This window comes from Variovorax sp. 38R (genome assembly GCF_014843395.1).
Lineage (GTDB): Bacteria > Pseudomonadota > Gammaproteobacteria > Burkholderiales > Burkholderiaceae_C > Variovorax > Variovorax paradoxus_H.
In genome coordinates, this window is record NZ_CP062121.1 from 480,479 (window position 1) to 493,816 (window position 13,338).

At 70.3% G+C, this 13,338-nt stretch carries 14 protein-coding genes; 1 reads left to right on the forward strand and 13 read right to left on the reverse strand.

Annotated elements, in window-relative coordinates:
• Entirely contained in the window at nt 1-2,544 is a 2,544-nt protein-coding gene (gene pgaA / locus IG196_RS02080; protein ID WP_192194799.1) for a poly-beta-1,6 N-acetyl-D-glucosamine export porin PgaA, read from the reverse strand.
• 310 nt (nt 2,545-2,854) lie between these two features.
• Between pgaA and IG196_RS02085 the strand changes: the two genes are divergently transcribed.
• Complete coding sequence (locus IG196_RS02085) at nt 2,855-3,682, forward strand: creatininase family protein (RefSeq protein WP_192194801.1); 828 nt, start codon at nt 2,855-2,857, stop codon at nt 3,680-3,682.
• Nucleotides 3,683-3,960: 278 nt separating this feature from the next.
• Here IG196_RS02085 and IG196_RS02090 read toward each other — a convergent pair whose 3' ends face one another.
• The 12 genes from IG196_RS02090 to IG196_RS02145 are packed head-to-tail and all read right to left on the reverse strand — an operon-like array spanning nt 3,961 to nt 13,265.
• Complete coding sequence (locus tag IG196_RS02090) at nt 3,961-4,932, reverse strand: threonine dehydratase (RefSeq protein WP_192194802.1); 972 nt, start codon at nt 4,930-4,932, stop codon at nt 3,961-3,963.
• Between the two features lie 16 nt (nt 4,933-4,948).
• Nucleotides 4,949-5,581, reverse strand: coding sequence for a LysE family translocator (locus tag IG196_RS02095; RefSeq protein WP_192194804.1), 633 nt, complete (start codon nt 5,579-5,581; stop codon nt 4,949-4,951).
• Between the two features lies 1 nt (nt 5,582).
• Entirely contained in the window at nt 5,583-6,278 is a 696-nt protein-coding gene (locus tag IG196_RS02100) for a VOC family protein (protein WP_192194806.1), read from the reverse strand.
• A 13-nt stretch (nt 6,279-6,291) separates the two neighbouring features.
• The gene (locus tag IG196_RS02105) at nt 6,292-7,224 is read right to left on the reverse strand and encodes a PhzF family phenazine biosynthesis protein (RefSeq protein ID WP_192194808.1); all 933 of its coding nucleotides are present in this window, start codon (nt 7,222-7,224) and stop codon (nt 6,292-6,294) included.
• A 5-nt stretch (nt 7,225-7,229) separates the two neighbouring features.
• Nucleotides 7,230-7,871 (reverse strand): glutathione S-transferase family protein, encoded by a 642-nt coding sequence (locus IG196_RS02110; RefSeq protein ID WP_192194810.1) that lies wholly within the window; start codon nt 7,869-7,871, stop codon nt 7,230-7,232.
• A gap of 37 nt (nt 7,872-7,908) precedes the next feature.
• Nucleotides 7,909-8,742 (reverse strand): PhzF family phenazine biosynthesis protein, encoded by an 834-nt coding sequence (locus IG196_RS02115; protein ID WP_192194812.1) that lies wholly within the window; start codon nt 8,740-8,742, stop codon nt 7,909-7,911.
• 13 nt (nt 8,743-8,755) lie between these two features.
• Nucleotides 8,756-9,394 (reverse strand): LysE family translocator, encoded by a 639-nt coding sequence (locus IG196_RS02120; RefSeq protein ID WP_192194814.1) that lies wholly within the window; start codon nt 9,392-9,394, stop codon nt 8,756-8,758.
• A gap of 16 nt (nt 9,395-9,410) precedes the next feature.
• The gene (locus IG196_RS02125; RefSeq protein WP_192194816.1) at nt 9,411-10,034 is read right to left on the reverse strand and encodes a DJ-1/PfpI family protein; all 624 of its coding nucleotides are present in this window, start codon (nt 10,032-10,034) and stop codon (nt 9,411-9,413) included.
• 14 nt (nt 10,035-10,048) lie between these two features.
• On the reverse strand, nt 10,049-11,242 hold the full coding sequence (locus IG196_RS02130; protein WP_192194818.1) for a PLP-dependent aminotransferase family protein: 1,194 nt from the start codon (nt 11,240-11,242) through the stop codon (nt 10,049-10,051).
• Between the two features lie 54 nt (nt 11,243-11,296).
• Nucleotides 11,297-11,704, reverse strand: a complete 408-nt coding sequence (locus IG196_RS02135) for a VOC family protein (RefSeq protein WP_192196895.1) — start codon at nt 11,702-11,704, stop codon at nt 11,297-11,299.
• A gap of 11 nt (nt 11,705-11,715) precedes the next feature.
• Nucleotides 11,716-12,669: a DMT family transporter gene (locus IG196_RS02140; protein ID WP_192194820.1), complete on the reverse strand. Its 954-nt coding sequence runs from the start codon at nt 12,667-12,669 to the stop codon at nt 11,716-11,718.
• Nucleotides 12,666-13,265 carry a LysE family translocator gene (locus IG196_RS02145; protein ID WP_192194822.1) on the reverse strand — a complete coding sequence of 200 codons (600 nt, stop codon included), beginning with the start codon at nt 13,263-13,265 and terminating at the stop codon, nt 12,666-12,668. Before IG196_RS02145 ends, IG196_RS02140 begins: the two co-directional genes overlap by 4 nt.
• Nucleotides 13,266-13,338 lie beyond the last annotated feature (73 nt).

Consider the following 13,338-nt stretch of genomic DNA (forward strand, 5'->3'; position numbering starts at 1 on the left):
TCACTGCAGGGGCATCGAAAGGTTCAGGAACACGCCGCGCTGTTTTTCGCGCACGCCGTCGTAGGGATGGCTGCCGTAGGTCAGTCCGTAGCGCAGCGTGAGCTTCTGGCCCAGGGCCCAGCGGTGCTCGTAGCGCAGGTTCCACAGCGGGCCGCTGCCGAAGCCGGCCTGGTGGTAGCTGCCGCCGCCGAGCTCCAGCACCTGGAAGAACTGGCGGTCGTCGCTTTTCCACGTGAGCCACTGGCCGCGCACCGACAGCTGCGCGCTGGCGTCGCGCGAGGGGCTGAAATAGCGCACGTCCTGCAGGCGGCTGCGGCTGGCATCGACGCCCAGCCGCGTCTCGATCTGGAAGCGCGGTGTGCTGACCCAGCGCTCGCGCCAGCCGAAGTCGAGGCCGTCGCGCAGGTTGCCGTCGCTGAAGTCGAGCCGGCGCCATTGCAGGTCGAAGCGGCGCGACTCGTTGACGATGTGCGCCACGCTGGCGCCGAACTCGCGCGCGCCGATGGCCTGCGCGCCGAAGGGCACGGCGCGGGCCTTCCAGGGCAGCTCCTTGCTGTCGCCGTCGTAGGTGGCCGACAGCTGCCAGGCATCGCCCGCGCGGTAGTCGACGCGGCCGGCCACGCTGTTCCGGTAGCGGCCGCTGTTCGCATGCTGCAGCACGCCTTCGGCCAGCCAGCGGCCCTGCTGCCAGCTCGCGCCGAGGCCGCTGCGGGCCCACTTGGCAGTGCCTTCGGAGGTGTAGCCGCGGGCCAGCGTCTGCGCGTAGAACACGCGCCACGCGTCGCCGATGAGGCCGGAGCTGAGCCGGCTGTCGACGCGCCATTCGCGGCTGGCCAGCGTGCCGCCGCCGCGCGAACCTTCGGCGTCGATCTCGAGCTGCGGGCCGACCAGCGAGCGGCGCTTGCGCGCCATCTCGCGCACTTCGGCGGCGTCGGGCGCATCGGCCTCGAGCGACTCGGCACGGATGCGGGCCGCGCGGAACTCGTCGGCGTCGAGCAGCGCTTCGACATGGCCGGTGCGCACGCTCAGGTCGTCGGGGTGGTCGGCGCTCAACGCCTCGAAGCGCGCCACGGCCGCTTCGGGGTGCTCGCGCAGCCGCTCGGTGAGCGCAGCGCCGTAGGCGTAGCTCGCGTTGAGCGGGGCTTCGTAGGTGAGCGTGTCGAAACGCGGCTGCGCGATCTTCGGCCGGTCGCCGTAGAGCTGCAGCAGCGCGCTCAGGCCGCTCACCTCGGAGAACTGGTCGTTGGGGCGGCCGGCTTCCGGGGCCAGGCGCATCAGCACGGGCGTGGCGCCTTCGATGCGCTGGAGCAGCGCTTCGGCGTCGTTGAAGCGGCCCGTGTCGAGGTAGGCGTAGACCAGGCTGAAATGCAGGGGGTCGGGCATCGGCAGATCGACGACCGCCTTTTCGAACAGCGGCACGGCGTCGGCCGAGCGGCGCTCCTGCGCCAGCGCACGGGCGGCGGTGCCCAGTGCGTAGGGCGGCAGCACGGTGCCGTCGGCACGCAGGCTGTCGTACAGCGCGATCGTGTCGGCGGGACGGCCGCGCTCCAGCAGCGCCATCATGCGGTCCGACTGCAGCCGCGTGCGCAGCGTGCGCCAGGTGTCGGCGTCCGGCGTGGCGGGCTGTGCGAGCGCGGCATCGACCCGGGCCAGCGCGGCACTCTGCGCGGCCAGCACCTTGTCGAGGTCGGTGACGCGCGCCGCGCCCAGGCGCTGGTCGCGCGCCTTCACGGCCCAGCGCAGTTGCTGCGCCAGTGCCGGTTGCTCGAGCAGCGCGAGCGTCAGCGGCGCGAGGCTGCCGGGCTGCTTGCGTTCGGCGGCCTGTGCGTCTGCGAAGGCAGCGGTGGCGCCGCCGTACTCGGCCAGCAGGAAGTCGGCGTCGCGCCGCGCATCGCGCCTGTCGGGCTGCAGCGCGGTGATCTCGCCATAGGCTGACAGTGCCTGGAAGGGCTGGCCTTGCGCACGCGCCAGCGCGGCGCGCAGGTCGAGCAGCGCGACGCGGTCGGAGACCGCTGTGGGCGCGGGCTGGGCCAGCGCACGGTAGATGGTTTGCGCGCCCGCCGTGTCGCCGCTGGCCAACCGCCAGAAGGCTTCATGAATGCGTGGCTCGCGGGCGGCCGGCTGGCGTGCGCGCCAGACCTTGATCGTGTCGCCTTGCAGCGCCACGTCGCCCGTGCGCCGCGCAGCGCCGGTCAGCGGGCCGAGCGCGTAGTCGCTCAACTCGCCCGGCGGCACCTGGCGGCCCACGGCCACCGCATCGGCGAACTGCCCGTCGGCCACCGCGATCGCGATGGCGTCGGAGGCCACGCGGCGGCGCTGATCGTCGGCGAGCGGAGCAGCAAGCCATTGGCGCAGCTGTCGCAGGGTTGGGGCCGGCGCGATGCGACCGGCGCGGCGCGCGACGATCAAGGCGTCGTGCTGCGAGGCGTCATACGCCAGCGCGCCGCCAAGATGGGCGACAGGCGAGGGCGCGACAGCGGACTCCGCGAACGCGGTGCTGCTTCCGAAGACCAGCACGCACACGATCGGCGGCAAACCTCGCACGGCACGTGCGAGATGGTGAGGCAATGCCTTGAAGGGCGCGACTTTGCGCCCGGCAACGACGGTGCCTCCATTTTTTTGTGAATGGATGGACACGCAACTCCCTTTTGCTTGAACCTCCCTGGGCCGTGACAAGCCGTGGCGGGAAGTTCGTGAAAAGGGACTCTAGGCCAATTTGTTAACAATTGAGCCGGATATGGGGAAAGATGAGAACTAATCGTGAACAGATTCGCGATCAATTCGTCCGATGTTGGCAAGTTGTATGCAAGTGCTACCCACAACGCGCCTCTGGCCCCCGCCCTAAGATCGCGACATGAACGCACTTCCGGTTTCTTTGCCCCGTTTCTGGTCCCAGTTGACGACGCGCGACTTCGCCGCGCTCGACGCGGCGACCACGGTGGCGGTGCTGCCGCTGGGCGCGACCGAGCAGCACGGCCCGCACCTGCCGCTGGGCGTGGACACCGTGCTGGCCGACGGCATCGTGGCTGCTGCGCTGCCGCTGCTACCGCCGGAGCTGCCGGCGCTGTTCCTGCCGACCCAGCAGATCGGCCTGAGCCCCGAGCACGCGCGTTTCGCGGGCACGCTCACGCTGTCGGCGGAGACGCTGATCCGGATGTGGAGCGAGATCGGCGCGGGCGTGGCGCGGGCGGGCGTGAAGAAGCTGGTGCTGTTCAACGCCCACGGCGGCCATGTGGGCGCGATGGACATCGTGGCGCGCGAGCTGCGCGCCGCGCACGGTCTCATCGTCTACAGCGTGAGCTGGTTCAACCTGCCGCTGGGCGATGCGAACGCGCAGTTCAGCGCCCAGGAGCACCGCTTCGGCGTGCACGCGGGCGAGGTCGAAACCTCGATGATGCTGGCGCTGACGCCCGCGCTGGTGCGCATGGGCGAGGCGAAGGATTTCAGTTCCACCTCGCAGCAGCGCGCGGCGGACTACGCGATCCTCGGCAACGGCAAGAGCGCCAAGCTCGGCTGGGCGATGGAGGACTACAACGCGCAGGGTGCGGCGGGCAACGCCGCAGCGGCCACGGCCGAGAAGGGGCAGGCGGTGATCGATGCGGCTGCGCAGCAGCTCGCGCTGCTGCTCGCCGAGGTGTCGCGGCTGCCGTTGAGCACGGCGAATACAGGGCCGCTGCCGTAAGGCTGTGGTTCAGGGCGGCGCTCCCGCCGACGCGGTACCCTGCTCCGCGAATGTCCCCCGCCTTCGGCTCCTCCTTGATTTCGCTGCGCAAGGCACCGCATCGACGTGAGCGTGTTCGGTGCCGTCGTTGATCGGCCAGCACAACCACTGCGCTCAGTGTGCGTAGGACACTGGGTGCTTCCCGCAGCGAAATCAAGGAGGAGGGCGAAGCCCGGGGGACATTCGCGGAGGGAAGTACCCGGTGGCCTGTGCACGCGCCCTGAACAGCAGCAACCCGCTCAGGAAGCGGAGCGCCCCAACACCCCGGCGAACATGTCCGCATCGACATTGCCACCGCTCAGCGCAATGCCCACGGTCTTGCCGCGCCAGCGCTCCTGCTGCTGAAGCGCCCCAGCCAGCGCAGCGGCGCCCGCCCCTTCCGCCACGTTGTGCGTGTCGCTGAATAGAACGCGCATCGCTTCCGCCACCTCGTCGTCGGTGACGGTGATCACGTCGTCGGCTTCCTGCAGGATCACGTCCAGCGAGGCAGGCACCGGCGTGCGGCAGGCCATGCCATCGGCCAGCAAGGTGGTCGCGGGCGATTCGATGGCACGGCGCGCACGGAAGGAGTCGCGGTAGGCCGTGGCATGCGCGGACACCACGCCGATGAGCTTCGTCGACACACCGCAATGCGCGCGCGCCGCTGCCGCGCCGGCAAAGCCGGAGCCCAGGCCGATGGGCATGAACAGCACGTCGGGCGGTGAATTTTTCAAAGCACTGAAGAACTCGACGTACGCGGTCGATACGCCCCGCACCAGCTCGCGATGGAACGAGGGCACGCGATGCAGCGCGTCGCGCTCGGCCAGCACGGCCGCATGTTCGGAGGCGGCCTGGAAGTCGTCGCCATGCTCGACCAGCGTCACGCCGAGCGCGCGCATCGCCGCGTTCTTCTCGCGCGAATTGCCATGCGGCACCACGATGGTCGCGGCCAGCCCGTGGCGTTGCGAGGCGAAGCCGACCGACTGGCCGTGGTTGCCGCGCGTGGCGCTGATTACGTGGCGCACCTCGGGCTGTTCGCGCGCGAGGGTTTCGAAGTAGGTTAGACCGCCTCGGATCTTGAAGGCGCCGACCGGCGTGTGGTTCTCGTGCTTGGCCCAGACCGTGGCGCCCAGGCGCTGCGACAGCAGCGGCCACGTGTACTGCGGCGTGGGCGGCATGGCCGCATGCACGGTGCGCAGCGCGGCGTCGATCTCTTCGCGGGTGAATCGCATCTGGCGTCTTTCGTTCTTACTTGCGTTCGGTGAGCGCCACGCGCACGGCCAATGCGGCCAGCACGCTGCCCATGATGTAGCGCTGCGCGCGCAGCCAGCCGGCGCTTTGCGACAGCACGGCGGTGATGCTCGCGGCGCCGACGATCACCACGGTGTTGACCAGCGCGCTGCTCGCCATCTGCGCCAGGCCCAGTTGCAGGCTCTGCAGCAGCACGGAGCCGCGCTCGGGGTGGATGAACTGCGGAAAGAACGACAGGTAGAACATCGCCACCTTCGGGTTCAGCAGGTTCGTGAGAAAGCCCATGCGGAACAGCTTGGCCGGCGGATCGGCCGGCAGCGAGCGGGCCTCGAAGGGTGCGTTGCCGCCGGGCTTGACCGCCTGCCACGCGAGCCACAGCAGGTAGGCCGCGCCGGCCAAACGGATCGCGTCGAACGCGACCGGGACCGCCAGCAACAGCGCCGTGAGCCCCAGCGCCGCGGCAAACAGGTGCACCAGGAAGGCCATCAGCACACCGCCCAGCGAGATCATTCCCGCGCGGCGGCCCTGGATCAGCGTGCGCGACACGCAATAGATCATGTTCGGCCCCGGCGTGAGCGCCAGCAGCAGCGAGGCGAGGGCGAACCAGGCGATTTCGGTGAGGGTCAGCATGTCAGAGTCCTTTGGATTCGAGCGTGACGGGGCCGCGCGGCGTGTCGAACACCGCGACGAGGTTGGGCGGGCCGGCATCGACCGGCAGGCGGCCCATGCCGATGGCCGAGAGCGCGGCCGACAGTGCCGGCGCGCGCGGATGCGCCACGCGCAGCGAACGCAGCGTGAGGCCTGAGGCGGGCATGGCATCGGTCGGATGCACCGCGCCCCACTGGATCAGCGTGGGCAGCGCGCCATAGAACAGGCGCTGGCCGTCGTCGCGCACGGTGATCTGCCATTCGAGCCGGCCGACGGGCGTGTCGCGCGAGGCTTCGAGCAGCTGGCCGCGGTCGATGTGCGCATGCTCCTCGCGTGCGAGCGCCTGCGTGGCGGCGTGCGCATCGGGCACGCGCGCCACGAAATGAATGAGCCGTGGGCCGTGCTGCGCGAGCGCGGCCTGCAGCGCGGTGTCGTCGAGGTCGAACCAGCGGTGCGTCTTCGGCCGCGACGGTGCCTTGCCGGGTTCGATGGCGATGATCTCGGCATAGGCGCGCGGGAACGCGTCGCTCGCGATGTTCAGCAGCCGGTTGTGCGTGCCCATGAGCGGGTGCGCGCCGCCCGGTGCGGGTGTCACGCCGAGCGTGGCCTCGCACCACGCCACGCCCTCTGCCAGCGAGGCGGCGGCGATCACCAGGTGGTCGACTTCGGCGGGGGCCATGCTGTGCTTTCGTTCAGAGCGTGACGTGGCCATCGACGCAGGTCACGGCATCGCCGCCGACCCAGATCGTGCCGTCGCTGTCGCGCTCGATGTACACGCGGCCCGCGCGACCCAGGCATTGGCCTTGCGCGGCGAGGTAGCGCTCGGGCATGTGGCCGTCGGCGATGAGCCATTCGGCCAGTCCCGCGTTGAAGCTGCCGGTGACCGGGTCTTCATCGACGCCGACGGCGGCGGCAAAGGCGCGCACCTCGAGATCGATCGTCACGCCGTCGGCGTCGGGCGCGACCACGGTTGTCGACCGCTTGCCGAAGGCGCGTGCTTCGCGGTTGGAGCGGCTGATCAGCTGCGAGGAATCGTGCGCCGAAGGCACGCCGGCCACGCCCACCTCGACGCCCAGCTCCTTGAGCAGCCGGTGATCGGGTCGCAGCTGCAGCACCGCATCGGCGTTCTCCAGCAGCAGGCCGAGCCAGGCGGGGCCGTTCTGAAGCATCTGTGCCGCGACGATCTGCTGCGCCTTCAGGCCGAGCGCGCCGGCCACCTTGGCCAGCAGCGCGGGGCTCGGTGCGCTGCGCTTGAGCGGCGGCGCGGCAAACGCGAGGCGCTCACCATCGCGTCGCAGCGGCACGAGGCCGGCGCCGCACTGCTGCACCACGCGGCCTGCCACCTTGGGCTTGCCGCCGGCCTGCAGCCAGGCGTGGCAACTGCCGATGGTCGGGTGGCCGGCAAAGGGCAACTCGCCGCCGGGCGTGAAGATGCGCACGCGGTAGTCGGCGGCCGCGTCGGTCGGCGGCACCAGGAAGGTGGTCTCGGACAGGTTCGTCCACTGCGCGAAGCGCTGCATGGCGTCGTCGTCCAGGTCCTGGCCGTCGAGCACCACCGCGAGCGGGTTGCCGAGGTAGGCGGTGGCGGTGAAGACGTCGACTTGCTTGAAGGGGCGGGATTTCATCAGGATCATTCGAGAGGTAAATCGAGCACGCCACGCGTGCCCGGTCGGGAAAGCAGGTCGGCGTACCAACGCTCGACGTTCGGCCAGACCGGCCGGCGGTACTCGGCACCGGGCAGGCCGAACCAGCGGTGCGCTTCGCAGCCGATGGGGATGTCGGCCATGGTGAAGCGCTCGCCGGCCATGTAGGGGCGCTGCGCGAGGTGCGCGTCGAGCATCGCGAACAGCGCCTCGCTCTCGCGCACCGACGCGGCAATCAGCGCGGGCTGGCGCTCCGAAGGCGCCGTGCGCACCCATTGCACGAAGGCGTCTCGGCTGGCGCGGTTGAGCGTGGTCTGTTGCCAGTCCATCCAGCGCTCGGCGTCGAAGCGCGCGGGCAACTCGCTCGGGTAGAGCGTGCCGTGCGCGTGCTTGGCGCAGAGGTAGCGCACGATGACGTTCGATTCCCACAGCGTGACGCGCTCGGCGCCTTCGCCGTCGTCGATGGTGGGCACCATCGCGTTCGGGTTGAGCGCGCGGTATTCGGGCGTCTGCACCACGCCGAACTTGCCGCCGGCCTCGGTGCGCTGGAAGTCGAGCCCGAGTTCCTGCGCGCACCACACGACCTTGCGCACGTTGATCGAGCTGATGCGGCCCCAGATGTTGAGCATGGGTGAGGTTCCTTGTCTGTGTGTTTGCTGAGGGGGCTCAGGCCGCCATGACGCGCGCCGTGCCGGACACGCGGACCGAGCTGCCCGCCACTGGCGAGATGTCGGCATGCAGGCGCGACAGCATGCCCATGTCTTCGCCCTGCACCACGTCGATGGCGCCCCCGTGGGGCCATCCGAGGTCGCGCAGGTAGCCCGCGAGCGCGGCCGTCGCGGCGCCGGTGGCCGGGTCTTCGTAGACGCCGCCCGAGGCAAACGGGTTGCGTGTGTGAAAGCGTTGAGCGCTTTCTGCGTGGACCAGCACGATGGTCGTCAGCTCGGCGCGCTGCATCAGCGCGCGGCCGGCTTCCAGCGCATAGCGCATGGCGGACAGGGCCTGGCGGCTGTGGAGCGCCAGCACCAGGTGGTTCGCGCCGGCGTGGGCCACGGCGGGCGGAATGCGTGCGTCGAGGTCGCTGGGCGCGTAGCCGAAGAGGGCCAGCGCCTCGGCGACCAGTGCGGGCGCTGCAGGCGCACTGCGCGTGGGCGGCGATTGCAGCGCGGCGGCGATGACGTTGCCTTCGCGCCGGCCCTCGACCGTGATCTCGGCCTGGTTGAGCGTGAGCGCGAACACGCCGTCGCCGTGGCGCAGCGCGAGCGCGGCCCCGAGGGCGATGGTCGCGTGGCCGCAGAACGGCACTTCGGACTGCGGCGAGAAGTAGCGCACGCGCCAGCCGCCGTCGATGGGGGCCGCGAAGGCAGTCTCGGAGAAACCGACCTCGGCGGCCACCGCCTGCATCTGCGCGGCGGACGGCAGTGCATCGCCGATGACAACGCCGGCGGGGTTGCCGCCCGTCTGTTCGTCGGAGAAGGCTGCGATCTTCAAGACGTTCATGAGGTGTTTACTTTCAGCGCGGTGCCGGTCGGTCGAGGAACAGCAGGCGCACGGCCAGCCCCAGCATCACGGCGGCGAGCAGGCCGCGCTGGAATTTCTCGGCGCCCGGGCGTTGCTGCAGCCAGCGGCCGACCTGCCCGCTGCAGGCGCCCAGCAGCGTGTTGAACGCCAGCGCAGCCAGCGACAGCACCACGCCGAGCTGCACCAGCTGCAGCGGCACACTGCCGTGCGTCGGATCGACGAACTGCGGCAAAAAGACCATGAAGAACAGCAGCGCCTTCGGATTCACGAGGTTGTTCAGCAGCGCCATGCGCACGATGCGGCCGAAGCCGGCCGGCTGCGCCTGCGTGCCCGGGCGGAAGCCGCCGTCGCTGCGCAGCGCCTGCACCGCGAGCCAGACCAGGTACAGTGCACCCGCATAACGCAGCACGTCGAAGGCGGGCGGCCACGCCGCGACCAATGCGGTGACGCCGGTGGCCGCGAACAGCGTATGGACCAGGTCGGCCGCCGAAATGCCGACCGCCGCCGCGAAGCCGCCGCGCGGGCCATGCGCCACGCCGTGCGACATAACGAAGGCCATGTTCGGGCCGGGCGACAGAAACAGCGCCAGCACCGCGAGCAGGAAGAGCGAGAGGGTTGCGAGTCCGATCATGTCCGTGTTCCGTGGATCAGGCCGTGGCCGGTTGCTGCGCCTGCAGGTACGGCTCGATGTTGCGCATCGCGCGCGCCACGTAGTCGTCTTTCTCGCCGACCGGCGCGACGTAATGCAGCGCGCTCTTCGCAGCTTCAAGGCCTTCGGTGCGCGCGATGAGCCACGCCGCGAGGTAGGGCGCCGAGAAGCAGCCGCCAGCGGTGGCCACGTTGCCCTGCGCGAAGAAGGGCTGGTTGAGCACCTCGATGCCGGCCTCCTGCACCCAGGGCTTGGTCGTGAGATCGGTGCACGCCGGCACCGTGCCCAGCAGGCCGAGCTTGGCGAGCAGCAGCGTGCCCGAGCATTGCGCGCCGATGAGCTGGCGCGACGGGTCGAGCCCGCGCAGCACGCCCATGAGGCCCGCGTCGGCGGCGATCTCGCGTGTGCGGATGCCGCTGCCGACGATCACCGCACCCGCCTCGCAAGCCGATTCGAGCGTCGCGGTGGCGTGCACCGTGACGCCGTTCATCGAGGTCACGGTGGCGCTGGGCGAGGCCAGTGTCACGCGCCAGCCGGGCTTCTTCACGCGGTTGAGCACACCGAGCGCGACCAGCGAGTCGAGCTCGTTGAAACCGTCGAAGGTGAGGATGGCGATGTGCATCGTCGTGGGCCGGTTCAGGCGTGAGCGGGGGCAGGGGCGAGCAGTGCCAGCTCTTCGCGCAGCGTGAGCGCGAGCGCGGCGATGGCGGTGTCGATCTCTTCGACGCTGGCCGTCACGAACGACAGGCGCAGCGTGCGCGGATCGCCCTCGCCCGCGTAGAACGGTGCGCCGGGCACGAAGGCCACGTTGCGCTCGACCGCCTTGGGCAGCAGGGTCACGGTGTCGATGCCCTCGGGCAGGCGCGCCCACAGGAACATGCCGCCCTTGGGGGCGTTGAACTTCACATCGAGGCCGGCCATCTCGCGCGTGAGCGCGGCGATCATCGCGTCGCGCTGGCGCTTGTACAGCGCGCGGATGGTGGGCACGTGGCGGTCGAGGAAACCGTCTCGCATCACGGCCGAGACCATGCGCTGCGTGAAGATCGGCGTGTGCAGGTCGACCGCCTGCTTGGCCTGCAGCAGCTTGGGGAAGATGGCCTTCGGCGCCACCAGGAAGCCCAGGCGCAGGCCCGGGGCCAGCACCTTCGAGAACGAGCCCAGGTAGATCACGCCTTCGGGGTTGCGCGCGGCCAGCGGCAGCGGCGGGGCTTCGTCGAACCAGAGTTCGCCGTAGGGGTTGTCTTCGACGATCGGCAGGTTGGCGGCAGCGGCGGCAGCCGACACGGCGGCGCGGCGCGCCTCGGTCATGGTGCGGCCGGTGGGGTTCTGGAAGTTGGGCAGCAGGTAGACGAAGCGCGCGTCGGCGGCCTTGCTCACGAGGTCGTCGACGATCACGCCGTCGTCGTCGCTGGCCACGCCCACGGGGTGCGGCTCCATCGGGCCGAAGGCCTGCAGCGCGCCCAGGTAGGTGGGCGTTTCGACCAGCACCTTGCTGCCCGGATCGATCAGCACCTTCGCCACGAGGTCGAGGCCCTGCTGCGAGCCGGTGGTGATGAGCACCTGCGAGGCATCGACGTCCCAGGGCAGCATGTCGGCCACGGCCTGGCGCAGCGGTGCGTAGCCTTCGCTGGCGGCGTACTGCAGCGCGGCGGCGCCGTCGTTGTGCAGCACTTCGGCGCAGGCGTCGGCGAATTCCTGGATGGGGAAGGTCTTGGGCGAGGGCAGGCCGCCGGCCAGGCTGATGATGCCGGGGCGCTCGGTGACCTTGAGGATTTCACGCAGCACCGAAGGATTCATCTTGGCGGCGCGGGCGGCGAGTTTCCAGTTCATGGGAGGCTTTCTTCTTTCTGGCGGATGAGAGGTGAGGTGAGTCTGAGTGTGGGGTCAGGGCGGCGGAATGTCGCCACGGTGCACGACATGGATTTTGTTGCCGTCCGGGTCGCGCAGGTAGGCGCCGTAATAGCCCTGCCCGTAACGGGGGCGGGGCCCGGGCGCGCCGTCGTCGCGGCCACCGTGGCGCAGGGCCGCCTCGTGGGCGGCATGAACGGCTTGCGGCGAGGGCGCGCAGAACGCGACCATGCTGCCGTTGCCGGCGCTGGCGGGTTCGCCGTCCAGCGGGAGATACACGTAGAAGCGCGGCAGCGTCTGTCCCGGCACGATCCAGCAGGCGGCGTCGGGGCCGCCGTCGGGCGTCACGGGGCGGCGGATGAGGCCGAGCGGCGCGAGCACCGCGTCGTAGAAGACGGCGGCGCGCGACAGGTCGGTGCAGCCGACGGTGACATGGCTGAACAGCGTCATCGTCGTCAGCTCCTGGCCTGCGGCTCGGCGCCGCGCGGCACGGCGGCCGGTGCGGCCGCCGGTTGCGACAGCCGCTTGCCCACGACCACCGTGGCGACCACGGCGGCGGCGAAGCCCAGCGTCACCACGTCGAGTGGTTCGCCCAGCAGCGGGATCGACGCGAGGATCGACAGGAAGGGCTGCAGCAGCTGCGTCTGGCTCACGCGCAGCGCGCCGCCCAGGGCCAAACCGCGGTACCACGCGAAGAAGCCGATCCACATCGAGAACATGCCCACGTAGGTGAAGCCGACCCAGGCCGACGTGGCCACGGGCTGCTGCGGCCACAGCGCGATCGTGGCGGGCAGCGATACGGGCAGCGCCATCACGCAGACCCAGCAGATCACGCGCTCGGCGCCGAGCGCGGGCGTGACCTGCGCGCCGTAGATGTAGCCGACCGACGCCGCGATGACCGCGCCGACCAGCAGCAGGTCGGCCCATTCGAAGCCGAAGCCGTGGCCGCTCTGTTGCGCGCGCAGCACCGAGAACACCACCACCAGCAGGCTGCCCGCGACGGCGCAGAGCCAGAAGCCCAGCCGCGCGCGCTGGTGCAGCACCCAGGCCGCGACCGCGGCCGTCACCAGCGGCAGCAGCGCCGTCACCACCGCCGCGTGGCTGGCCGTGACCACGCGCAGCGCGTAGCCCAGCAGCAGCGGATAGCCGATGGCGTTGCCCAGCACCGCCATGCCCAGCGGCTTCCATTGGTGCGTTGCCGGGCGCGGCGAACGCGTCACCAGCAGGAAGATGACCGACAGCACGCCCGCCAGCGCGGCGCGCCCGACCGTGACGAACCACGGGGACAGCTGCGGCGCGTCTTGCGTGCCCGTGGCCAGCCGCGTCATCGGCAGCGTGACGGCGAACAGCGCGACGCCCACCACGCCGAGCCACATGCCCAGCGTTTCGTCTTTTATGGCGAGCTTCATACGCTCACCATCCACCACGCCGTGAGGACGAGGATGAGGCCCATCGCGCGGTTGAACCACAGCAGGCGCGTGCCCTTGGCCAGCCACTCGCGCAGAAGCGCGCCGACCAGCGCATAGGCGAAGTTGCTGGCGAAGGCGTAGGTCAGCATCACGGGCGCGACGATGGCGAAGCGCGCGAACGCGTCGGGCTGGCCGGCGATCCAGCCGGCCACCAGCGTGAGCGCGAGCAGCCAGGCCTTGATGTTCACGAACTGCAGCATCACGCCCTGCGTGAACCCGACGGAGAGGCTGGCGTTGTCGGCCTTGCCGAGCTGGGCGCTGCCGCTGAGCTTGTAGGCCAGCCACAGCAGGTAGGCGATGCCCAGGCCCTTGATCGCCAGGCGCAGCGGCGGCATCGCCACCACCAGCGCGCCGAGGCCGGCCGCGCAGATCGCCAGCAGCAAGGTCCAGCCGACCGGCACCGCGACCACGAAGCGCATGGCGCGCGGCAGGCCGCCGTTGGCCGCCAGGGCGGTGGAGAGCGTGGTGTTGGGTCCGGGCGAGAAGCTCATCGCCGTGGCCAGCACCAGCAGCGCGGTGAATTCTTGCCAGTTCATGTCACAGACTCTAAACTTTGGACCATTACAGTTCCAGTACAGATGATCGAACAAATCTGAAATCTGTATTGGT

Bases quoted from the DNA above. Each gene is read 5' to 3' on its own strand.
- IG196_RS02085 (WP_192194801.1), top strand. From the start codon at position 2,855: ATGAACGCACTTCCGGTTTCTTTGCCCCGTTTCTGGTCCCAGTTGACG.
- IG196_RS02090 (WP_192194802.1), bottom strand. From the start codon at position 4,932: ATGCGATTCACCCGCGAAGAGATCGACGCCGCGCTGCGCACCGTGCAT.
- IG196_RS02095 (WP_192194804.1), bottom strand. From the start codon at position 5,581: ATGCTGACCCTCACCGAAATCGCCTGGTTCGCCCTCGCCTCGCTGCTG.
- IG196_RS02100 (WP_192194806.1), bottom strand. From the start codon at position 6,278: ATGGCCCCCGCCGAAGTCGACCACCTGGTGATCGCCGCCGCCTCGCTG.
- IG196_RS02105 (WP_192194808.1), bottom strand. From the start codon at position 7,224: ATGAAATCCCGCCCCTTCAAGCAAGTCGACGTCTTCACCGCCACCGCC.
- IG196_RS02110 (WP_192194810.1), bottom strand. From the start codon at position 7,871: ATGCTCAACATCTGGGGCCGCATCAGCTCGATCAACGTGCGCAAGGTC.
- IG196_RS02115 (WP_192194812.1), bottom strand. From the start codon at position 8,742: ATGAACGTCTTGAAGATCGCAGCCTTCTCCGACGAACAGACGGGCGGC.
- IG196_RS02120 (WP_192194814.1), bottom strand. From the start codon at position 9,394: ATGATCGGACTCGCAACCCTCTCGCTCTTCCTGCTCGCGGTGCTGGCG.
- IG196_RS02125 (WP_192194816.1), bottom strand. From the start codon at position 10,034: ATGCACATCGCCATCCTCACCTTCGACGGTTTCAACGAGCTCGACTCG.
- IG196_RS02130 (WP_192194818.1), bottom strand. From the start codon at position 11,242: ATGAACTGGAAACTCGCCGCCCGCGCCGCCAAGATGAATCCTTCGGTG.
- IG196_RS02140 (WP_192194820.1), bottom strand. From the start codon at position 12,669: ATGAAGCTCGCCATAAAAGACGAAACGCTGGGCATGTGGCTCGGCGTG.
- IG196_RS02145 (WP_192194822.1), bottom strand. From the start codon at position 13,265: ATGAACTGGCAAGAATTCACCGCGCTGCTGGTGCTGGCCACGGCGATG.